We start from the raw sequence: 22,527 nt of genomic DNA, 5'->3' as shown, positions 1-22,527 counted from the left end.
GAGGCTCTTTGCGAGACATTAATTGGATCAGTACCAACCTTCCAAAGCCTGCCAACTATCGCCGACCCTGCCGCCCCAAGCGGCGTCGGTAAAGACGAAAAAAGCGGCTTGGATAAGACAACTTACCCCACAGCCCCCACAACGCCCTGCCCACTCGAGCCCAAGAAGCGGCCCAAGGATTTTGTTTTACAGGAAGGGAGCGAATCTAAGCGAGCGGAAACAAAACTTCGCGAAAAGCACGCAGCGGAGTCGGGTTGGAAACAGGACGTTTCCAACCACCCATTGAGCAGGAGCGATTTGGGTGGGCACCCGACGGAGCGGCGGGCTTTTCGCGTTAGTTTTGTCCGCGCAGCTTATTGAGCGACCGATGTAAAACAAAATCCTGGAGACCCACTCTCAAGGACTCTCCAAAACAGACGTGCAATGCGGGCACCGCGTCGCTTCCTTATGGATTTCCACATAACAATAGGGACAGGGCTTGGTGGTCTTTTCCTCCACCACCGCTTCCTTAACTTCCTTCTTTCTGTTAAACCGGTTAATCTGTTTAATAACGATGAAAATAGTAAAAGCGATGATCAGAAAATCCACGATATTATTAATGAATAATCCATAATTCAAGGTAGGGACCTTAGCAGCCTGAGCCTCGGCAATGGTAGCAAAATCGCCCTTTCCCAGAGTAATAAAGGCATTGGAAAAATCCATCTGACCCAAAAGAAGACCTACCAAAGGCATAATCACATCATTGACTAGAGAGGTAACGATTTTGCCAAAAGCGCCTCCGATAATAACACCCACAGCCAGATCAATGACATTCCCTTTCATGGCAAATTCTTTAAATTCTTTCCACATTTTCTATTCTCCCTTACTTACCATTTCTTAATCCGCATTTCTTCATACATTCTGCCAGCACTTCCGGAAATGCATAAATTTCCTCAGGTTCATATTCCCCCATTAAGCAGATTTGGACCCAGTTGCGCTGAAGAAGATAGGCGCTGCGATAGCTGAGAACATAGCCCTCTTCCTCCAATAGCTCACCACACTCCAGGGATGGCACTTCCCGGGGCAGTACCAGGGTAAGAATATTGGGGGCGGCGTCTTCCGGTGAGGCTAATACTTGAAGCCTAAGCTCCTGCAGCTTCGCTCTGAGCCACTCCCCCTGTCCTTGGTTGATGCACAGCTCTCTTTCCGCCGCATAGTGCAAAGCTTGTTCCAAGGCATAGATGAGGTTGGAGGATTGGGTAAAAGGAACCCCCTCCGACTGTTGATATAATTCCAGATCCATATAGCGGGGCAATCTTCCGCCCTCCAGGGCCTGATTATAAAAGACGAAACTCAGCCCGGGATAGGAACAGAGGGCTTTGCCGCTGACTCCGGTGGCTAAATAGACCCCGCTTAAATCTACGGGTACCGCACCGATGGAGCTCACGCAATCCACAGCCAGGGGAATGTGATGGCGGTGACAGAGGTCCTTCAGTCTTGGCAAATCATTGAGCACTCCGGTGGAGGTTTCCAGATGAACCGCCCAGAGCCACTGCAGCGAACCCTCCCCCTTGCTCAGCTGTTTTTCAATGTCTTCATAATCGAACCCTTTTCCCCAAGGAATACTATATTCCTCAAAATGGAGACCTGCCCGCCGTGCCTGATCCAGCAAACGGTTCCCGAACTCACCGTTGCTGAGAACCAGGCCTTTTTTCCGCCCCAGGGCCGTGCGGAGATAAGCCCCCACCACATCATTGGCCAAAGTCCCTGATCCCAGCAGGATCTGAACATAGTGAACCTTTAGCCATTGGGCCAGCTGCTTTTTGAGCCGGGCCATTACGGCCAGGAACTCCTCCGACCGGTGAGAACGGGGCGGACGCTGCCAAGCCTCTTGTACCTCCCGACGAAGCCTGACCGGACCGGGGAGAAAATTCACACCGCCTCTGCGGTCATCTTTGCTTTGAAAAGCCTTAAACAATTCGATAAGCTTTTGGCTCATCTGCTCCCGTGTCATGTACATGGGCTGATAAGCAGCCGCCGCTGTCCCGACCAGAGGGCCAAAAGGCTTAAAGCCCAAGTGATTATATAGTTTCAACTGCCTTACTGTACCAGAGATCACGGCCAGATCATAACCCTTTTTCTGACAATGCTCAAAAAGCAGGCTCATCAGCCCCAGCAGCACCCGCGTCCCCCGCACCTCCTTCTCTACGGCCAAGAGCCGAATTTCGCAGATTGAGCTATAGGGAGGCAGATAGGCATCTAAATCCGCCAATTTCCGATCGATGGAAAAAGGGCGTTTGTCCCGGCAGGCCAACATCCCGATCAGCTTCCCCTGGCGCAGACCAATGCAATAGGTGTTTTCCCAGTGGAATGGATCAACCAGCCTTTCCTGACTGTTCACTTCATGTTGAGGAATTTCTTTGACAAAGGTTTGGTAGTTTAAACGGTGGATTTGTTCAAATTCCTCTTCATCAGTGGCAATTTTAAAGATTAAATCCGTTCTTGCCATTACCTTCTCCTTTGCGATGATTTATTACTCAGCATTGCCCGGATATTCTTCCGGTGAGCCAAGAGTATGAGGATAGCCAGAACAGCCAAACCTGCCGACTGCTCAATCGGTCTCGCCATGATCAAGGACAGAATAGGGATGCCCAGAATCGCCGCCAGACCGCTTAAAGTAAATTGGCGGGTCAAAGCGAAAGCAAACAGGAACACCCCTGCCGCAGCCGAAGCCAGCATGGGATCGACGACCAGAATTCCGCCCAGTGCCGGTGCGACTCCCTTCCCCCCGCGCAGGCCCAGCTGCAAGGGCCAGATATGCCCGGCCACACCTGCGATCAAACAAAGAATAAGGGTAGTCAGCGATAGGTTGAGGAGCATGGACAAGGCCGGCACCAAGGCTCCCTTGAGGGCATCACCCATTAAGGTAAGCAAAAATCCCTTCTTGCCCAGAACTCTTCCCGTATTGGTAGCCCCCGTTGCCCCGGACCCCTGGTTGCGAACATCTTCCTGGCGCCAGAGTTTGACAAGATAGTACCCGGTGCTCATACCTCCCAGGAGATAAGCACCCAAGATCATGAACAGATCGATCATTCCAGCCTCCTTTGATGCAAGCTTCATTTCTTCCCCTCTAGGAATATACTACCATATGTATGGAATATCTTGCCATATCCTTGGCGGTTTATTATTCTGCTAAGAGAAAGGAAGGGTAGCATGGAAGCTGTTCAACTTGATACGATAGAAAAAAACAAATCCATTGAAACCATGAATTACTTTGAGCTCTTAGCCTGGCTGGGCATTGGGAGCTCCCATCCGGGAGGATTTCCCGCCACCATCAAAAACCTGGAAGTTATGGATGTTAACTCCGGGGATTTCATTCTTGACGCAGGCTGCGGCAGTGGTCTTACCGCCTGCTATTTGGCCAAAAACAAGGGCTGCAAAATTATCGGTGTCGATATCAATTCCCAAATGATCGAAAAAGCCCGGCAGAGAGCCGAGCACGAAGGAGTAGCTCATCTGGTGGAATTCCGGGTAGCCGATGTCAACCGCCTGCCCTTTCCCGATGATCATTTTGATTGGATCATGTGCGAATCGATCACAGTCTTCTTAGATAAAGGCAAAGTCTATCAAGAGTTCTTTCGCGTCTTAAAACCTGAAGGCCGGATTGCCGATCTGGAGATGGCTTTGCTCTATGAGCTGCCCCCCCAGCTTCGCTCTCAGATGGAGTCCTGCTATGGCCAAGGCACTGATCCCCTGTCTTTTGAGGAGTGGAACAAAACCTTGACCGCAGCGGGGTTTGTGGACGTAGAAATCAAAAATCCCCAGGCCTTGCAGAACACCAACAGCAACCTCGTCTTAAACGAACTAAAAAATGACTGGATGCTGGTTAAAGATCTGGTGCAAAAGGTCTCCAGCCAACCGGGCCTCTACAGACGCTTGCAGCAAAATGCCAATTTTATGAAATACTATAAAGGGTATTTCGGCTTCGGCCTGGTCAGCGGCCGCAAGCCCACACCCCCGGAACCGCCTAAGCCGCCGACCTTTAAAGAGAGGTGTGTGAATAAATTCAAAACCATCTTTAAGGGCAACTTTTTTCAGCGCAAATCATGTTCTGTATAATAAACGATCCCAATAGCGCCGGGGCCGACATGAAGCCCGATCACCGGACCGATGGGCATCACCTTAATATTGGCAGTGACCTTATCCTTAATTTTCTTCACCAAGGCCTGGGCTTCATCGAGGCAATTAATATGGTGAACCGCAATCTCCCCTAACCCATAGGCGCCGATGTCCTCAAGCATCTTATCAATCATGGCCAACACGGCTTTCTCCTTATGCCGCACCTTGGTCAGAACCAAAACCTTACCCTCTTCCACCGTGAGAATGGGAATAATTTTAAACAGATTACCGATTAAGGCACCGGCTCCGCCGATCCGGCCGCCCTTTTTCAAATAGTCCAGATTATCCGGTATAAACAAAAAACGGCTGCGCATAATCGTCTGCAACACAACCTCTTTGACCTCAGCGAGGCTCTTCCTGGCTTGGGCAGCCCGGGCTCCCTGCATCACGGCAAATCCTAATTGCATAGAATTGGAGCGGGAATCAATGATCTCGATCTGGGCATCGGGATAGTTCTCCAGAACCATCTCTTTCGCTAATTGAGCGGTGGAAAAGGTCCCGCTCATATCGGAGGATAGGAAAATCCCGCACAAGCTTTCACCTGCCGAGACCACCTTTTCCATCTCCTGATAAAATTCACCGATGGAAGGCTGGGAAGAGGTCGGTATCCCCTTGGCTTCCATCATCTTGTAAAACTCTTCATTAACTAAGTCGCTTTCCCGCAGTGATTGATCACCAAAAGAGACATTCAAAGACACCCGTCTTATCTCCAATTCTTGTCTTGCTTCATCATCTATGTAGCTTGTGCTATCGGTTAACACACGGACAGCCATTTGTTCATCTCCTTTTTTTAATAATTACTTTCAATTTTACAATAAAAGAAGCTAAAAGGGAATTAAGCCCGCTGCTAAAGCGGGCTTAATTTCACTATCCGGGAATATAAACTTGCCTTATGTACTCCTTATCCATAAGGGCAACCAACGACTTCGCCCTTGGTGAGGCGGGAAAATACCTTGACCCAAATCATTTATATAACCTTTTTGTGTTCACTTCTTCATGGTATAATATGGGTAACACACGCCATAGGGTTTTTGGTAAGAGAGGCAGGTGAAAGTTTGAAAGAGTTCATCAGTCTGAAAATTGATTACGCCTTCAAACTTATTTTCGGCAAGGAGGGCAACGAAGCCATCCTTATTGCCTTTCTCAATGCCGCCCTCAAGCTGCCCCAAGAACGCCGGATCGAAGAAATCACGATTATAAATCCGGAGTTGAACAAAGAATACCCAGAGGATAAAAAATCCATCCTGGATGTTCGAGCCATAACCAGCCAAGGGATGCAGATCAATATTGAAATTCAATTAAGCAACCAATATGACATGGAAAAGCGTTCCCTTTACTATTGGGCCCAGATGTACTCCCGTCAGATCAGAGAAGGCATGGCTTATAAGGAATTGACCAAAACGGTGTCCATCAATATATTAGATTTTAATTACTTGAAGCAGACTCTAAACTACCACAATGTATTTCATCTTCATGAAGATGAAGAAAAATTTCAGCTGACCGATGTTATGGAAATACACTTCATAGAGCTGCCCAAGCTGCTGGTTAAGTGGCGAAGACGAGAAATCAGTCTCTGGGAAAATGAATTGGTCCGCTGGCTGTTGCTCCTGGAAGGAGCGGATAATCAGGAAATCTTGCAGATATTGGAGGAGATTGCCATGAAAGATCCCGTACTGTATCAGGCCATGAACGCCTGGGAGGAAACCAGCGAGGATCCGCGCATCCGAGAAGCTTACTTTGATAGACGCAAGGCCATCCTGGATGAGAAGGCTGCCATCCGCGAGGCCGAGCTCCGGCTGCAGGAAGCCCTTGAGGAAGGGATGGCAAAAGGAATAGAGGAAGGCAGAGCAAAGGGAATAGCAGAAGGCAAGGCAGAAGGTAAAGCTGAGGGTAGAGCTGAAGGCAAAGCTGAAGTGGCGAAAAAGCTCTTGGTTCTGGGCGTTGAAATAACCAAGATTGCCGAAGCGACAGGATTGTCTGAGGAAGAGATATCAGGCTTAAAAGATTAATCCTCAAACCAAGCAACTCTAAATCCTCCCTTAAAAGCCAAAAGAACAGAAATTGTGGTTAATCACAATCCTGTTCTTTTTCTTTAATTTCAGAAGAAAACCCTGCTGCTAGGGCAGGGCTGATTCAGTCGAATGCAAGCCCAAGATATGCTGTTTTTCCCCATACTCCATCGTCAGGAGCAACGGCTCCCCATTCCCGGCAACTTGTTCTTTTCAGCATGCCAAAGGAGCGGATTTGACCTCCCATCTCCTGACCCCAAGGGGCAGGTGTCCGGATGATGAATTCCTGAGCCGGGATGGTTTGGGCCAAGGCCTTCAATCCCTGAGCAATAAGCGTCTCTGGAACTAAAAGCTCCTTAACCAAAACCTTATCCTCAGTCAAACATTCCACCGCCGCGCACCCCTGAACTCCCCCGCTGCTTAGCTCATAAAGGTCTGCCCCGGAAAGCCGGGAAACCTGCTTTTGATAGGCAACCTCTTCTTCCCCATAGGCGATATAAGGAGTTCCGCGGAGAAGCTGATTGCGGATGCTGTTATACGTTTGAGGAAGGGCAGCCGCAACCGCAAAGTCCGGTGTTTCCTCCATCTTAGTATAGGGGGGCTCACCCATAACCCGAATCTCATCGCGGTTCAGTACCGCTTCACGGAGGGTAAATTCTGCCTGGTACCCTTGCCGCTCATAAAAGCCGAACAGCTTCTCTTCAGCCGGTACCAGAACACATAACTCTGCCTGCCGGCTTCCCAGATAAGACCGGGCCCACTCCATCAGCTCCGAGGCCATCCCCCGGCGCTGAAAATCCGGATGGGTGGCAATGGCATAAAGCATAGCGCCTTGCCTGGTCTTCTGCCCTTCGGGGCCGTCCACATATTGGATCGGAATCATAGTCAGCATCGCCGTAATAACCTGATCGACAAGATAGACAGCAACCTGTTCCGGATGGAAACGCCGGGCAAAATAAAAATCAATAAAAGAATCCCCATCCCCAAAGCAAAGCTTCCAGATAGCTTTCAGTCGCTCCATATCGGACCAAAGAGCCGGCCGCATTTCTTTCATAGCTGTCTCCTTATTTTTAAAGTCAAACCGCAGGGAACTGCCTAAGCAAAATACCGGGCCAGGAACTTCTCTTCCATTTTATCAGGATGATAGGATAATTTTGCTTTGCGCAACCCCTCATACCCCATGTCCTCTTCCCGGTTCACATAGATCATATCCGGATAGGTCTCCCTGATCCATCTCACAAATTCCCGGTTAATCATTTGGTAAGCTCCTTGAATCTCCCCAAAGGCTTTCTCCACATGGACCACATAAGTATCGGAATTGAGCCGTTCTCCCATGGTAAAGGCCACGATCTTGCCATCCGCGCGCAGTAACCCACCTTCCAGCTCCAGGTCTGTGAAGTAATCAAAATCCCGTTTTACAGCACAGTATTCAGCCCTTAGCTGCTCATCATCTTTACAGTCATTCCTCCGGCACCATTCCAAATTCATTTCCCAACATTCAGCCAGGTTTTCCGGAGTGAGCAGCTCGAAAGCCCAGGTATGATTGGCCTCGAAACGATTGATATGGTTTCGCTTGGCCTGCAGCTTTCTCCCGGCCAGCGTAGCCAGCTTCTCCGCCAGATAGACATAATCAAAGCTATCCCGCATTTCTTCATATTCAAAATGCTCAGGATACAATTCCTTCAAAGTCGCCATATTTTCCGGGGAAATTCCCAGTACGATAAATTCATGCCCATTTTCCTGGGCATCTTTTTTCATTGCTTCCAGAACCGGCTGCACATCACCGGTGCCTGCCGGATAAAAATAATAAGAGGTCTCTGCCAGCCGTCCTTTGATCACAAGATAATCCTGCACTTGAGCCACCTGGTAGTGATACGTCCCCGACCATGAAAATAAATTCGTAAAATTTTGATGACAACCACTAAGATCCGCCGCTTCCAGCAGAGATTTTACCCACTCTTTATCTCTCATCTCTATCTTTTTAAAGTCAATCATATTCTATCCACCTTATGTTCTGCTATTTTTGTAATTGTCCTAGGCATGATATTATTATATTATAGGAATAACTTACCAATGTCTAGAATCCTCCCTGCTCTCCTTAGAGCACTTCTATTATAATACCTTATTTTTTCTTCGAATCAAAGTGACAAATCTTTGGGATGCTATTCATTGAAGTATCCGCTTAGGAAGGGGTAAACCATTGATCAAATTTATCATTCACCGCTTTATTCCCCACCATGAAAACATCTCAGATAAGCGGGTTCGCGAGCGGTATGGAGTTCTGGCGGGAGCATTAGGTATCATCTGCAACCTGATTTTATTTATACTTAAGCTTTTGCTGGGCCTTTTTATGAACAGTATTGCTGTTATTTCCGACGCTTTTAATAACCTCTCCGACTGCGGCTCCTCCGTCATCGCCATCATCGCGGCCAAAATGAGCAACCGGCCGCCGGATATAGAACACCCCTTTGGTCACGGCCGGATCGAGTACATCTCTTCCCTGGTCGTCTCGTTTATTATCTTTATGGTCGGCATCGAACTTCTCAAAAATTCCTTCACTAAGATCCTGCACCCGGAAGCGGTCATTTTCAGCTGGATTTCTTTAGTTATCCTGCTTTTTTCTGTACTTTTAAAAATCTGGATGTATTTCTATAACCGTTATATCGGGAATATCATTAATTCGGGAATCAATAAAGCCACTGCTTATGACAGCCTCAACGATGCTTTAGCCACCAGTGCCGTCATCCTCTCCACATTGATTGGTCACACTTTTGATCTTGCCATTGACGGATATGTTGGTCTTCTCATCTCCCTTTTCATCCTTTATACAGGATATAATGTGGCCAAGGAAACAGTCAATATCTTATTGGGCTCCTCCCCTAACCCCGAATTGTGCAATCAGGTCAAAGGCTTTGTCAATGAAGGAATGTATATTATCGGCACTCACGATTTAAAAGTTCACGATTACGGCCCCGGCCGCACCATCGCCTCCATTCACGCCGAGATTCAGGATACGGTAAACATTGTCGACGCCCATTTGATTATTGATGACTTGGAAAAGCGCATCTCCGAAGAACTGAACATCAATATTGTCATTCATATCGACCCTATTACCACTGACAAAGAAAAAATTAAAAGTATGGAGGAGATCGTTAAATCCGCCGTGGAGGAAGTAAACAACTCCTTTGTCGCGCATAATATCCGTATGACCATAGGCTATCGCTGTATGAATGTCATCTTTGAATTATCCGTCCCCTCTCCCCAGATCCCTGACGCCGATACTATCCGCAAGGATATTATTCATAAACTAAAGGAAAAAGATCCCCAACTCAATGTTATTGTCAACTCAGTTACAACCTTGGTTTAGACATTATACAGATTAAATTGGAGCGTGATTCAACTATGTGGTTTGCCAAATCTCAGGAGGAAACGCTTAAAGAGCTCAATGTAAACCCTGTTACCGGGCTCAGCAGTCAGGAAGTCCAAGCCCGCTTGGAGCAATACGGAACCAATAAGCTTAAAGGAAAACCCAAGAAAAGTTTAATCGCCTTGTTCTTTGCCCAATTAAAAGATATGCTGATTTATGTCCTGATCGGTGCTGCTTTGATCACCCTCTTTATCGGGGAATATGTGGACTCCATTATCATTCTCCTGGTGGTCGTCCTCAACGCCGCCATTGGCGTTTTCCAGGAATTCAAAGCCGAAAAAGCTATCGAAGCCTTGCAGCAAATGACTACACCTAAAACACTGGTCCGCCGGAACGGCGAGGTCCTGGAAATCCAATCGGAGGAACTGGTGCCCGGAGATATTGTCCTCATCGATGCCGGCCGCTTTATCCCAGCCGATCTGCGCCTCATCGAGAGTGCCAATCTCCAAATTGAAGAGTCGGCTCTCACCGGTGAATCCGTTCCTACGGAAAAAGTCGCTCAGGAAGTCCTTCAGGACCCTAAAACTCCCCTTGGCGATCAAGTGAATATGGCCTTTATGTCCACTTTAGCTACTTATGGCCGGGGTGAAGGTGTGGTGGTGGGCACCGCCATGGAAACAGAGATCGGGAAAATCGCCAAGATTCTTGATGAAGAGATCGATGAGATGACCCCCCTGCAGAAGAGAATGGAAGAGTTAGGGAAGGTCTTGGGCTATCTGGCCATCGGCATCTGTGTCCTCATCTTTGTGATCTCCTTTTTCCAGAAACGGGACCTCTTTGAAATGTTCCTGACTGCCATCAGCTTAGCTGTGGCTGCCATCCCCGAGGGTCTTCCCGCTATTGTTGCCATTGTCCTGGCTCTGGGGGTGACCCGGATGTCCAAAATCAATGCCATTGTCAAAAAACTGCCTGCTGTGGAAACTCTGGGCTCTGTCAATATCATCTGTTCGGATAAAACCGGAACCCTGACTCAAAACCAAATGACAGTGGTCAAGTATTACACACTGAATAATTTACAAGAGGTGCCCCGGGAGGGCTCAGATTTTGACGCCACGATTCATGCCAAAGAGCTGATGAAGACCTTTGTCCTTTGCTCAGATGCTACTTATGAACAGGGCCAGGGCACAGGCGATCCTACGGAGATTGCCCTGGTGGTCTTAGGGGAGCGCTTTAACCTGGGGAGAAAAACCTTGCATGCCGAATATAAGCGGGTAGGAGAAAATCCCTTCGATTCCGACCGCAAACTCATGTCCACCCTCAATGAAGAGAACACAGGCTACCGGGTCCATACCAAAGGAGCGATTGACAATCTTCTCAAGCTCTCAACCACCGCCTTAGTTGACGGAAAAGTAGTCCCCCTTACGGAAGAGATGAAGCAGGAGTATCTCCGTGTGGCTGACGAAATGTCCGACGCTGCTCTGCGGGTGCTGGGGGCCGCTTACAAAGATGTGGACAGAGTGATCAGCCCCCAGGAGATGGAGCAGGATCTGACCCTCATCGGCATGGTGGGCATGATCGATCCTCCCCGCCTGGAAGTCAGGGATTCCATCCGGGATGCCAAGCTGGCCGGGATCACACCGGTCATGATTACCGGAGACCATAAAAACACCGCCGTGGCCATCGCCAAAGAATTAGGCATCGCTGAGTCCATCGAGCAAAGCATGACCGGCGCTGAGATCGATCAATTGTCCGACGAAGAATTTTCCCAGCGCATCGGCAGCTTGCGGGTCTTTGCCCGGGTATCCCCGGAGCATAAGGTCAAAATCGTCAAAGCCTTCAAATCCCATGGCAATATCGTCTCCATGACCGGGGATGGGGTCAACGATGCTCCTTCCTTGAAAAACGCCGATATCGGAGTGGCTATGGGGATCACCGGCACGGATGTCTCCAAAGGCGCCGCCGATATGATCTTAACCGATGATAACTTCACCACTATCGTCCATGCCATCGAGGAAGGCCGCAATATCTATAACAATATCAAGAAATCGGTGATTTTCCTCCTCTCCTGCAACCTGGGGGAGATCATCGCCATTTTCTTCTCCGTCCTCTTTTTCTGGCCCGTTCCCCTGCTCGCCACCCAGCTTTTGTGGATTAACTTAATCACCGATACCCTGCCGGCCATTGCTCTGGGTGTAGATCCCGGTGATAAAGAAGTCATGCGGCAAAAACCCCGCAACCCCAAAGAAAGCTTCTTTGCCCACGGTTCAGGCATCAGAGCCGTCATCGGCGGAATTTTGATCGGGGCTTTAACCCTGGTAGCCTTCTACATAGGACTTCGTGAATACGGCTATACTTTAGGATCGACGGATATCCCCGCTGATATCCTCACCTATGCCCGCACCATGGCCTTTGTGGTCCTGGCGGCTTCTCAGCTCTTCTATTCCCTGTCCATGCGACATGCCACCAAATCCATTTTTGCTGTGGGCCTCTTCTCCAACCGCTACCTGATTGCGGCGATTATCGTCGGCCTGCTGCTGCAGCTGATGGTGATCTCCGTCCCCTTCCTCTCCGATGCCTTTAAACTCCAGATGCTCTCTTTAAGAGATTGGAGCATTGTCCTCAGCTTAGCCATTACCCCCCTCATTCTTAAGGAGATCTATAAAATCTTTTTGCGCAGAAAGCAGTAAGCCGACACTACGCCGGCTCTTTCTCCACTTCTTTGTCTCGCAGCACACTATGTAAAAAATCAAAGCGCTATAAGCCACAGAGCCGCCCAGTACAAGAAAAGAATTATCTTGTGCTGGGCGGCTCCTTCTTATCACTATAATTTTTGCCATTGTTTACCGTAGAATCACTGCTTTTCAGGCTGAATTTCTCCCGCGGACGACGGAAACACAGGAGGAAGTTTGCGCTGGCAAACCGGACAATATTTCGCATCGGCGGGAGGCTCGGTACCGCAGGCCAAGCATAACCTTTTTTGGCCCGGCATAGCCGTGGACTTTCCACATCGATTACAGCCAATACATATATTTCCGTATCCGCACATCATGACCTCCGCATCAGAGCTGCATAGGCGCCCGCCCCCGCAGCTCCGTCTTTCCTAATGCCTCCGGGGCAGTCTACTTGATTGACCAGAGTACCTGCTTAGGTTTCCTGGCCAGTTCTGCACTGAGCTCTTCGAGGGTTCCAAAACGCATCACATCAGCCAGGCAGTGGTGCACACAGGTGGGCTTCCGGCCTGCGGCCACCCTGTCCTTACAGCCGTCGCATAAATCCGTAGGAATAGGAACTTTGTTCCAATTAAAATGACTTCCTTCATCGTCAGCATCGTCCTTCTGCCAGGGTCCCTCTTCAAAAACCCGGATTCCCCATTTTCCTACCGGGAAATCATGTTCGGTCTTGCAAGCAATCTCGCAGCTCTGACAACCGGTACAATATTCATAGTCGATTAAAAGTCCGTACCCCGCCATTCAACCCGCCACCTTTCTGAATTTCTCCTGGAATCGGTTCATATCCACATCATAGCTTTCCTTGAGGGGCGTGATTTTGCAGATCATGCATTTATAAGGCGCTCCAAATCCCAGGGAGCCATTGTAATGATTGGGAATCAGCGTATTGACATTGGAATGCCATACCCCGGAGAGATTGGGTTCATCGGCCTCCTGTTCCGGGAACCACCAACCGTGCTGTGCCATGACCGTACCTTGGCGTACTGTGGGGGTTACCTTGGCCTTAAACTTAGCTTCCCCGAACTGGTTGGAGATTTCCACCCACTGCCCTTCCAGCAAACCCAAAGCAGCAGCATCTTCCGGGTTAACCTCGAGCAGGGGGTTCGGATTTAATTCACGTAACAGCGGAACCTGACGGTGTTCGCTGTGGAAGTAGGCGTAAGTCCGGGCGCCGGTGGTCAGGATGAAGGGATACTCTTTGGCTAATTCAGGAGTGGAATAGGGGCTGAAGGGAGGCTCCCGGTAATAAGGCAGCGGATCTGAGCCCACACCTTCGAACATGTAGGAATAAAGCTCAACCCGTCCCGTTGTGGTCAGGAACCCGGTCTGACGATCGGGGCGGAGATGGCCTGTCTGATACTTGTAATATTTGCGTCCCTGCTGGATGTGTACCTTTTCCCGGATTGTATCGAAATCTTCCTTGCCGCCGCCGATCAGATTTCTTTGGGCACGCCGGTTGTTGAGCCACGCTTTTTCATCCGTATGTCTTGTTACATACTGCTCCCTGCCCAGGTATTTGCCCAACTCTACGGCAATCTCAACATCACTCTTGCACTCGCCCACTGCGATGGCCTGATTGGTGACCCCAAAATGAATCTGAGAGCCGGAATAATGGGTGTAGTTAATGCTGTCGTGCTCCGGGGCGCATTTCAAGGGCAGGAACAAATCGGCACAGGCCTGAATAGTGGGAGTCATAAAAACGTCGGTGGCAAAGACAAAATCCAGCCTTTTCAGGGCTTGATGCCACTTTTTGCTTTCCGCAGAGTTGGTTGGGGCAATAATATTGGTGGACTGAATCATGGCCATCACGATCCGATAAGGTTTATCCGTCATGAGGCAGTCCAGCATCAGGTCGGCATGGGCATTGCGGATGGAATTGACGTACAGTGGATACTCCTTCATGCCGATGGTTTTATTTCTCAGTTCCTCCCCCAAGGCGACCCATCCGTCCAATTGATGTCCGGTAGCCGCATAGGTGGAGGTCATACCATCCTCTGCTTCCGGCACTGCCGATTTGGCTTCTCCCACCAGCTGGCCCCCGGGTTTATCCAGATTCCCCGTAATGGCGATCAAACTTAAGATACACTGGGCAGCCTGGGTGCCGTTCTGGTTCTGGTCGATGGCCAGGCCCCAGGCAATTCCCGCTTGGGCGGCACCGGCATACATTCTGGCGGCCTTCCTGATGATCTCCGCATCCACCCGGCAGATCTCTGCCGCCTTTTCCGGAGTCATATCAGCCACCCGCTCTTTCAGTTCATCAAAGCCGTAACACCAGTTTTCCACGAAATCCTGATCATACAGCTCTTCATTGATAATCACATTGAGCCAGGCCATCCCCATAGCCGCATCCGTACCCGGGCGCAGGCGCAGATGGACGGCGGATCGTGTCGCCAGCCAATTGACACGGGGATCCACGGAAATAATTTGGGTGCCCCGCTTCATCAAATCGATCAAAGCGTGGCCAAAGAGACCGTCGCCGTTGGAAGGCAAAGGCTCCTTCCCCCAAAGCACAATCACTTCCGGAATCTTGTAGTCAGGGTTATCATAGGTCCCTTCCACACCGCCCCCATAATCGATCTCCGGGTAATAACAGCCCGTGATCGCTGCAGTAGCGGCCGCACGGGGAGTATAACAGGCATAGCCGGACTGAGTATAGCAGGCATTGGGTGTGCCCAGCACCTCATGGGCAAATTCCTGTACCATAATACCGCCGTTGCGGCCGGTACCGCTGTAAGCGGCAATCGCCTCCACACCGTAATTTTCGATGACAAAATCCCGCTTCTGCTTAATCATTGCATAGGCTTCTTCCCAGGTGGTGCGTTCCCATTTGTCAGCCTTGCCCCGGTCCCGAGGATTGCGCTTCATGGGATAGAGAATACGGCTGGGATTATAGATCACTTCTTTAAGATCCAGGCATCTGACGCAAAGCCGGCCTTTGGTGATGGGATCGTTCTCGTCCCCTTCGATTTTCTCAAGAATACCCTCTTGATTCACATAGAGCTTCAGTCCGCAGCCCACCGGATGACAACCCGGGGGAGACCATACGGAAGTCCGGATGACCGTGAAACCGTCTTCCTCATACTTCCAAGGCTTGCCTAAGTCGTTTTTAAATTCCATGGTGTTCTCCTTTCTTGTTCCGCATCCGCCTTTGCACCCTCCGGCCGATGCTTTTTCCTTCTTATTCCGAACACCTTTATGCCATTGCATTTTTTATGCCAACTTCCTCACAAGGATCAAGGAAAGCTTGATTGCTTAGGTTAAGGTCTTTTTATCCTGAATTTTCTCAGCCTGAGCTTTTTCCAATCTGTTTCTATCCGGCCTAAATCTGTTCTTTTTGTTTCAGAATGTAAATCCCTAAAACCCTAAAGCTTGTCTTTCTGCCCTATCTGGTTTTTCTGAGACCTCACCTTATCTAAAAGGATAATAATAGCTAAGAAAATTCAATAGTATGGTACGGTATTTGCAAGTAAATAGAGGCGGCGGCTTAATACAGCCCTCACTATTCAGTGCTGGAGGTGAATTAAACACGACATCCTAAAGAAAACCCGGCTTCGCCCGAAGACATGTCTTCGCACTTGTTTGCCTTTTAGTCACGCATCCAGAAAGGTGAAGCCGTTGGTTGCACTTATGCTGGAAGAAAGCAGGCAAGGTCGTTATGCTTTCTGAAAGTGCAAGAAAGGAGGAGGATGCCCCGATGTGTTTCAGACCCGCAGCCGTATCTAAAGTTATCATTTGTTCCGGCTGCCAAAAAAAATTAACCCTGCAACAAGGTCACATGGCTGCAAAATGCCCTTTTTGCGGTACGGAAATAGGCAAAGAAGAGGTCAGGAATCCTCAACCCCCTAATCATACTGAGCGCTGATAATGTAAGGAGAGAATGAAGCAAATGGCTGTAAAATACAAGGAAGGTACAGAAAAGGATTACACTGTGAGAACCTGTGCCTGGTCTGCCCCAGGTTGTCATCCTACGGGCTGCGGGCTGATCATGCACGTGAAAGACGGCAAGCTGGTGGAAGTGGAAGGTGATCCTGAGCACCCCGTTTCTCAGGGACGCGTCTGTGTAAGGTGTCTGTCACTCCCGGAAGCTATTTACCATCCGGACAGAATTCTTTATCCCATGAAGCGTGCAGGCAAAAAAGGCGAGGATAAATGGGAACGCATCACCTGGGATGAAGCCTATGATCTAATTGAAGAGAAGGTCAGATATTATCAAAAGCAATACGGGCTGGAATCCATTGCCATGATGGGGGGCACTGGCCGTGAAGCCACCTTTTACTTCCCTGCCTTATCCTATGCGGTGTTGCAGACACCCAACAATGTGGGGGTTTTAAGCGGCCTTTCCTGTTACGGCCCCCGCTGTGCCGTTACCGAATATGTCTTAGGAGCAGGTTATCCGGAAATTGACTATGCCGCTTACTTCGCCGACCGCTACGACAACCCTGAATTCCAGCTTCCCGAATACATCATCATTTGGGGCAAAAGCCCCCTTGAATCCAATTCCGACGGATTCTTCGGCCATGCTATTGTGGATATGATGAAGCGGGGCACGAAAATTATCGCCGTGGACCCCAGAGTTACCTGGCTGACCTCCCGTGCGGAATACCACCTCCAGCTTCGTCCCGGTACGGACGCAGCCTTGGCTTTAGGCATGCTGAACGTTATTATCAACGAGGATCTCTATGATCATGAATTTGTGGAAAAATGGACCTTTGGACTGGATGCTCTGAGAGAGCGTGTTCAGGAATATTCCCCCCGCAAAGTAGCGGCTATCTGCTGGATTAAGGAAGAAACCATTGTCCAGGCCGCCCGTGCTTTTGCCCAGGCCGGCAATTCCAGCATTCAGTGGGGTGTGGCTCTGGATATGAACTGGAACGGTATTCAGGCCATTCAAGGGGTTCTTTACCTCATGACCCTGACCGGCAACCTTGACGTCCCGGGGGGCAATACCCTGGCCGAGCCTGCCAGCTTCATGGGGAAATGGCGCTATGATACCCACAAGCAGATTCCTGAGGAAATTTACGAGAACCGCATCGGCAATAAAGAGTTCCCCTTCTTCAATTATGGCCTGATGGCCTGCAGCCCGGACAATACCTTGGAATACTTTGAACAACAGCAGCCTTACCCCATTAAGATGGTGTGGTCCAACAGCCAAAACCCCCTTGCCAATGCGGCACCGGTGCCTAAGCGCTGGTATGAGGCCTTTAAGAAAATAGAGTTTTGGGTCTGCCAGGAGCTCTTTATGACCCCCACGGTGGCTGCTTATGCCGATATTGTCCTGCCTATCGCCACCTTTGCCGAGCATGACGGTGTGGTCATTCCTCACTTTGGACGCAATTCGGCTTTCCTGGGGGCGGTTAACCAGTGCATCGAACGGGTGGGAGAATGTAAATCCGACCTGGAAATCTGCTTTGAGTTAGGCAAGCGTTTAAACCCCCAAGCCTGGCCTTGGGAGACCGTGTCCGACTTCTTTACCGAGCAGATCGAGGAGAAAACCGGACTGGATTATCCTGGCCTTAAAGATAAGGTTGTTCAACAGCAGCACTATGTCTATAAGAAATACGAGCAAGGCTTATTGCGCAGTGACGGCGAACCAGGCTTTGAAACCTTGACCGGCCTCATCGAATTAAAAGCCACCATCTTTGAAAGCTGGGGAGAAGATCCCCTCCCTTATTTCCAGGAACCTCCCTTCAGTCCTTACCGCACCCCTGAACTATTTGCTCAATACCCCTTGGTTCTGACTACCGGAGGCAGAAAATTTACCTCCTTCCATTCGGAGCACAGACAGATTCCTTCCTTAAGGCAAATCACCCCTTGGCCTACGGTTGAAATCCATCCTGACACCGCCGCCGGCCTGAGCATTCAAGACGGCGACTGGGTGGCCATTGAGAACCATCTTGGCCAATGCCGCATGAAAGCGCTGGTTCAGCCCACGGTTCATCCGAAGGTCGTTCATGCCCTCCACGGCTGGTGGTACCCGGAACAAGCCGGGGCCGAACCCAACCTGTTCGGTACTTTTAAATCCAATATCAACATGCTGATGCCCCACAAAAAAATCGGCAAGCTTGGTTTAGGCGCCAACTACAAAAGCAATCTCTGCAAAGTATACAAAGTAAGCGGTTTAGAAGACTGATTGAACCATCTCATCCGCAATTCAGACAGGAGGAACGAAGATGTCTCGTAATGGTCTACTCATCAATTACGGCTGGTGCTCAGGCTGCCATAGCTGTGAACTTGCCTGCCGGAACGCCCACGGCATCCCCCTGGAGCAATGGGGGATCAAACTGACTCAGGTCGGACCTTTCAGGCTCAGCGGAGAGCAAACGGAATGGGACTATGTCCCCGTTCCCACCTCCCTTTGCGACCTCTGTGCCGACCGTGTGGCTGAAGGCCGCAAACCGGCCTGTGTCCATAACTGCTTAACTCAGTGCATTGAATATGGCCCCCTGGATGAACTGATGAAAAGCATGGACGCCAAGGGCAAAAAGGTTACCGTCTATCTTCCTTAAGCTCCTCATCACCCTTACCTAAGTGCCGCTTATCATTAAGATTCTCTGCTTATGCTAAAGCGGCACTGGGTCCATTCCTTAGCCTATGGGCCCATCCCTTTTGGCTCATTGACTTATCAATAGTGAATATTATGTTCTTTTAATTTTCTATACAGAGTGGTTTTACTGATTCCCAATAAATCCGAAGCGATGGCCACACTATTGCCGGATCTCTCCAAGGCCTTTTTTATGGTCACTTTCTCCAGATCCTTCATCGAGAACAGATCCTCCAGGCTATCACACTCCTTTTCACTGACCATGGGCAAGGCCGTTCTTTTTTCAAACAATTCCTTGGGCAAGTGACTGAGCATAATCTGGCCATCTTCAGCCAAATTTACGGCATAGATCATGGCATTTTCCAGTTGGCGGACATTGCCCGGCCAATTATATTCCAAAATCCTTCGTTTGGCCTCCGGGCTGATCACCGCAGCCGGCAGTCCCACCCGCTTGGCATAATTTTCAATAAAGTGCTCCGCAAGTATGGCAATATCGAAGCCTCTGCTGCGCAGAGGGGGTATCTCTATATTAAGAACAGAAAGTCTGAAATAGAGATCGTCACGAAACTTCCTCTCTTGAGCTAAGAGTTTCAGATCCTGATTGGTTGCCGTTATCAGGCGGAAATCAACCTGCCGATAGTTTCTTCCTCCCAGCCGCATAACCATTTTATCCTGCAGAACCCGCAGCAACACCGCCTGCAACTCAATGGGCATATCGCCGATTTCATCCAGAAAAAGGGTTCCCCCGTTGGCCAGTTCTATCTTGCCCGGCCGTCCATTTTTCTCCGCCCCTGTGAAGGAGCCGCTTTCATAACCAAAAAGCTCGCTTTCGATCAAATTCCGGGGCATGGCGGCACAGTTCACGGCAATAAAGGGCCCCCCCGGGCGGTGGCTGTTATGAAGTGCTTGGGCGAAAAGTTCTTTGCCTGTCCCGCTTTCCCCCAGCAAAAGGACATTTTCACGGGTTCTGGCAAAACGCCTGGCTAAAGCTTTCGCTTTTAACATAGCTTCGCTTTGCCCCACAATATCTTCAAACCGAAATTTTGCTACAGCCCCGCTCCTGGTGTTAACCAGTGCATTGATCTTGTCCGAATGATTAAAACGGAGAATGGCAAAATCCAGTTCGCTATTGCCTTGCTTATACACCGGCCGCAAGCTCACCAAATACTGCTTCTCTTCCCGGCCATTGACCACATATTCCTCCATGTAATCGACAGTTTTGTTAGCAGCTACATAGTCCATTAACGCCGACTTGGGCAGCAGAAACTCCGCAATGTTTTGCCCTCTTATCTCGCCATGATTCACATTCAATATTCTGCTGCCCTCATGATTCGAGCTGAGGATCCGCCCATTGGGCTCAATGGTGATCACCCCTTCATCAATAAATTCCAGGATAATTTTCAAGGTTTCCGTAGCCTTTCTTAAGTCGTTATTCACCTGATTGAGCACATCATAACCATTTTGAATTTTGATCTGGTTGCCAATCGCTTCTGCCAGGGAGCTGACCCAGCCCAGGGAATGAACATGCAAATTAGACCGGTTCTTTTCCCAGGGTTTCTCACCCATATCCTGAACCAAAGCCAAGGTCCCCAGAACTTCGCCCATCTCATCTAAAATAGGGGCTGCGGAACAGATCATATTCTGCCAGACATCAAGATAGTTCTCCGGCCCGATCAGCTGGAAGGGTTTCTTGTGATAAGTCGCCAAACCATGAGCGGTGGTGCCTGTGGTACTTTCATTAAACACAATGGACAGGACCGGAGTTGAAGAAATATTGATATGAATCCCCAGCAAAAAGGCACCGCTGGGGTCAAACAGTTCCAGGGAATGTCCATTGGTAGAAGCCAGCCCCAAATAATTACTGATCAGTGGCTGGGCTATATGAATAAGCCGCTCATTCTGCTCCTTCAGCAAACGCCACTCTTCCTCTGTCAGGTGGTATTTACTATAAGATGTCCAAGGAAAAACCCCATTATTTTTTGATCTGATCCAGGATTCTGCCACTTCCTTGCGCAAATAGGGATTGAGCAAAGGGTCTTCTTCATTATTCACAAATTGAGTTTTACATCGCGCTATCCCTTCCCAGTATGTTTGGTCAGAAAAACTCTTTTCGGTAACGATCATTAAAAAACCCTCCAAACTTTCTGTACTTCTTACGCATAATAGGACTTGCCGGGAAGTTCTTGTGAAAAATTGTTCTATCTTCATTCTACCATAAAAGATTTATATAAAATTCAAAGATTCCGCAATTACAAAAAGAGGACACTATTTCTGCCCTCTTCAATCTTTTCAATTCTAAATCCCTTCACAGTTTTCTTCCCGTCATGATCTTCTTTGGTTCAACTCCTCAATAATTGCCGGATACTCCCTGTCCAGTTTGTAAAAATACATGATGGCAATAATTGCGGCATAAATGCACAAAGGAAGCTGAATAAACATAAAGGTGATCACATGAAGAGCCTCTTGTGATTGAGTGGCGGCATTGCCCACATAATTGCCCCAGGCCAGCAGCCACCCCATGATTGCCAGCCCGATGCCTGTGCCCACCTTCTGTCCGAAGCTTGCCGCACTCATGATCAGTCCTTCCATTCTCAGCCCCGTCTTCCATTCACCATATTCGATAGTATCGGCTATAAAGGCATACAATGTGCCCGCCAAGGGAGCAAAACCAAGACCTTTAATGAAAACTCCCAGCAAAACATAATTGATATGCGCAGGATTCACCAGCAAAACTCCTGTTCCTATGGCATAGAAAAGAAATCCTATGAAAACCAGCATGCGTTTGCTGAAGATTTTCAGGGCCAGAGGAATTGCCGCAAAACAAAGCAGATTGGGGACAAAGGTACAGGTCATAATGGAACCCAGGTACATGGAATTGCCCAATACATAACGGGCATAGTAAATATTCACCCCCGGGAGGGCAAACAGAATATAGACCAAAACACCTACCACGAGAATCATCAGCCAATATTTATTGGCAGCAAGAGCTTTCAGCCCTTCCTTAACCGGTGTTTTCTTGGCAGTGACCCCTCTGACCCTTTCCTTCGTAAACAAGAAAACCAAAATAATCACCACTGCCGCTATGGCGCCATAAACAGCCATGGTTTTCTGCCAGCCGGCAGCACCGCCCCCAAAATGCTCAACCAGAGGAAGGGTCACATTATTGATGACAATGGCGGTACAAACACCGGCAAACATCCTCATCACCGTAAGCAGTGACCGTTGATACTGATCCCGTGTCATCAACGCCATCAGGGTATGATAAGGCTGAGCAAAAATAGTGTATAATACCGTAGACATCAGATTATAGGTTAGAAACGCATAAATGATTTTTCCGGTCATCCCAAAGCTGGGAACACTAAAAAGCAAAACCGCCCCGATCCCATAGGGTATCGCCACCCACAAGAGCCAGGGCCGGGCTTTACCGTACCTATGGTTGGTTCTGTCCACTAAGACTCCCATGCCCACATCGCTGAAAGCATCCAGAATCCGCGATATCAGGAAAATGCTGCCGACGGCTGCGGCACCGATTCTCGCCACATCAGTGAAAAAGAAGGTCATGAAGGACGTCAGGGTAGCCCATACTACGTTTGCCCCTACATCCCCCATGGCATAGGCAGCTTTTTCCCGCCAGGCCACTCTTTCATCGAGAAAGCCCTGAAGACTTACAGTCTCTGAATTCTTTAGAATTTCCACGTTTTCACCCCTTAATTATTCTCCACA

General features: G+C 49.2%; 17 protein-coding genes. 7 read left to right on the top strand and 10 right to left on the bottom strand.

Annotated features, from left to right (window positions below; genetic code table 11):
- Positions 1-396: 396 nt before the first annotated feature.
- From mscL to BUA14_RS14180, 3 genes are read right to left on the bottom strand one after another with little or no spacing between them, the layout of a single operon-like run.
- Positions 397-849, bottom strand: coding sequence for a large conductance mechanosensitive channel protein MscL (gene mscL / locus BUA14_RS14190; RefSeq protein WP_072773189.1), 453 nt, complete (start codon positions 847-849; stop codon positions 397-399).
- Between the two features lie 13 nt (positions 850-862).
- Complete coding sequence (locus BUA14_RS14185) at positions 863-2,488, bottom strand: aminotransferase class V-fold PLP-dependent enzyme (protein WP_072773188.1); 1,626 nt, start codon at positions 2,486-2,488, stop codon at positions 863-865.
- On the bottom strand, positions 2,488-3,099 hold the full coding sequence (locus tag BUA14_RS14180; RefSeq protein ID WP_178371693.1) for a glycerol-3-phosphate acyltransferase: 612 nt from the start codon (positions 3,097-3,099) through the stop codon (positions 2,488-2,490). The genes BUA14_RS14185 and BUA14_RS14180 overlap by 1 nt, the downstream gene beginning before the upstream one ends.
- A gap of 93 nt (positions 3,100-3,192) precedes the next feature.
- On the opposite strand from BUA14_RS14180, the gene BUA14_RS14175 reads away from it, so the two are divergent.
- Positions 3,193-4,098, top strand: a complete 906-nt coding sequence (locus BUA14_RS14175; RefSeq protein WP_072773186.1) for a class I SAM-dependent methyltransferase — start codon at positions 3,193-3,195, stop codon at positions 4,096-4,098.
- Here BUA14_RS14175 and BUA14_RS14170 read toward each other — a convergent pair.
- On the bottom strand, positions 4,074-4,931 hold the full coding sequence (locus BUA14_RS14170; protein ID WP_072773185.1) for a DegV family protein: 858 nt from the start codon (positions 4,929-4,931) through the stop codon (positions 4,074-4,076). The two genes, BUA14_RS14175 and BUA14_RS14170, sit on opposite strands and share 25 nt — an antisense overlap.
- Positions 4,932-5,213: 282 nt before the next feature.
- Between BUA14_RS14170 and BUA14_RS14165 the strand changes: the two genes are divergently transcribed.
- On the top strand, positions 5,214-6,167 hold the full coding sequence (locus tag BUA14_RS14165) for an Rpn family recombination-promoting nuclease/putative transposase (RefSeq protein ID WP_427846692.1): 954 nt from the start codon (positions 5,214-5,216) through the stop codon (positions 6,165-6,167).
- A 124-nt stretch (positions 6,168-6,291) separates the two neighbouring features.
- On the opposite strand, the gene BUA14_RS14160 is transcribed toward BUA14_RS14165, so the two are convergent.
- The gene (locus BUA14_RS14160; RefSeq protein WP_072773184.1) at positions 6,292-7,221 is read right to left on the bottom strand and encodes a GNAT family N-acetyltransferase; all 930 of its coding nucleotides are present in this window, start codon (positions 7,219-7,221) and stop codon (positions 6,292-6,294) included.
- Between the two features lie 41 nt (positions 7,222-7,262).
- A complete protein-coding gene (locus BUA14_RS14155; RefSeq protein ID WP_072773183.1) occupies positions 7,263-8,162 on the bottom strand; it encodes a DUF2156 domain-containing protein in 900 nt (299 codons plus the stop codon).
- A 205-nt stretch (positions 8,163-8,367) separates the two neighbouring features.
- Here BUA14_RS14155 and BUA14_RS14150 point away from each other — a divergent pair, with 205 nt between their 5' ends.
- Together BUA14_RS14150 and BUA14_RS14145 are read left to right on the top strand one after the other, a co-directional pair.
- Positions 8,368-9,534, top strand: coding sequence for a cation diffusion facilitator family transporter (locus BUA14_RS14150; RefSeq protein ID WP_072773182.1), 1,167 nt, complete (start codon positions 8,368-8,370; stop codon positions 9,532-9,534).
- A gap of 35 nt (positions 9,535-9,569) precedes the next feature.
- The gene (locus tag BUA14_RS14145; RefSeq protein WP_072773181.1) at positions 9,570-12,221 is read left to right on the top strand and encodes a cation-translocating P-type ATPase; all 2,652 of its coding nucleotides are present in this window, start codon (positions 9,570-9,572) and stop codon (positions 12,219-12,221) included.
- A 432-nt stretch (positions 12,222-12,653) separates the two neighbouring features.
- On the opposite strand, the gene BUA14_RS14135 is transcribed toward BUA14_RS14145, so the two are convergent.
- Both BUA14_RS14135 and BUA14_RS14130 read right to left on the bottom strand, forming a co-directional pair.
- A complete protein-coding gene (locus BUA14_RS14135; protein WP_072773179.1) occupies positions 12,654-13,004 on the bottom strand; it encodes a 4Fe-4S dicluster domain-containing protein in 351 nt (116 codons plus the stop codon).
- Positions 13,005-15,380, bottom strand: coding sequence for a molybdopterin-dependent oxidoreductase (locus BUA14_RS14130; RefSeq protein WP_072773217.1), 2,376 nt, complete (start codon positions 15,378-15,380; stop codon positions 13,005-13,007).
- Between the two features lie 577 nt (positions 15,381-15,957).
- Here BUA14_RS14130 and BUA14_RS27515 point away from each other — a divergent pair.
- Genes BUA14_RS27515 through BUA14_RS14120 form a run of 3 tightly spaced genes read left to right on the top strand, consistent with a single transcriptional unit; the run spans position 15,958 to position 18,769 of the window.
- Positions 15,958-16,125, top strand: coding sequence for a zinc finger domain-containing protein (locus BUA14_RS27515; protein WP_143153464.1), 168 nt, complete (start codon positions 15,958-15,960; stop codon positions 16,123-16,125).
- Between the two features lie 24 nt (positions 16,126-16,149).
- Complete coding sequence (locus tag BUA14_RS14125; RefSeq protein WP_072773178.1) at positions 16,150-18,393, top strand: molybdopterin-dependent oxidoreductase; 2,244 nt, start codon at positions 16,150-16,152, stop codon at positions 18,391-18,393.
- A gap of 40 nt (positions 18,394-18,433) precedes the next feature.
- On the top strand, positions 18,434-18,769 hold the full coding sequence (locus BUA14_RS14120) for a 4Fe-4S dicluster domain-containing protein (protein ID WP_072773177.1): 336 nt from the start codon (positions 18,434-18,436) through the stop codon (positions 18,767-18,769).
- A gap of 116 nt (positions 18,770-18,885) precedes the next feature.
- Here the strand turns inward: BUA14_RS14120 and BUA14_RS14115 are convergent, their stop codons facing one another.
- Positions 18,886-20,928 (bottom strand): sigma-54 interaction domain-containing protein, encoded by a 2,043-nt coding sequence (locus tag BUA14_RS14115; protein WP_072773176.1) that lies wholly within the window; start codon positions 20,926-20,928, stop codon positions 18,886-18,888.
- 198 nt (positions 20,929-21,126) lie between these two features.
- The gene (locus BUA14_RS14110; RefSeq protein WP_072773175.1) at positions 21,127-22,500 is read right to left on the bottom strand and encodes an MFS transporter; all 1,374 of its coding nucleotides are present in this window, start codon (positions 22,498-22,500) and stop codon (positions 21,127-21,129) included.
- Positions 22,501-22,527: the final 27 nt, after the last annotated feature.

Origin of the sequence: Desulfitobacterium chlororespirans DSM 11544, from assembly GCF_900143285.1 — a bacterium.
GTDB lineage: Bacteria > Bacillota > Desulfitobacteriia > Desulfitobacteriales > Desulfitobacteriaceae > Desulfitobacterium > Desulfitobacterium chlororespirans.
The sequence above is the reverse complement of the archived record's forward strand: the minus strand, read 5'-3'. Positions and strand labels throughout refer to the sequence as shown.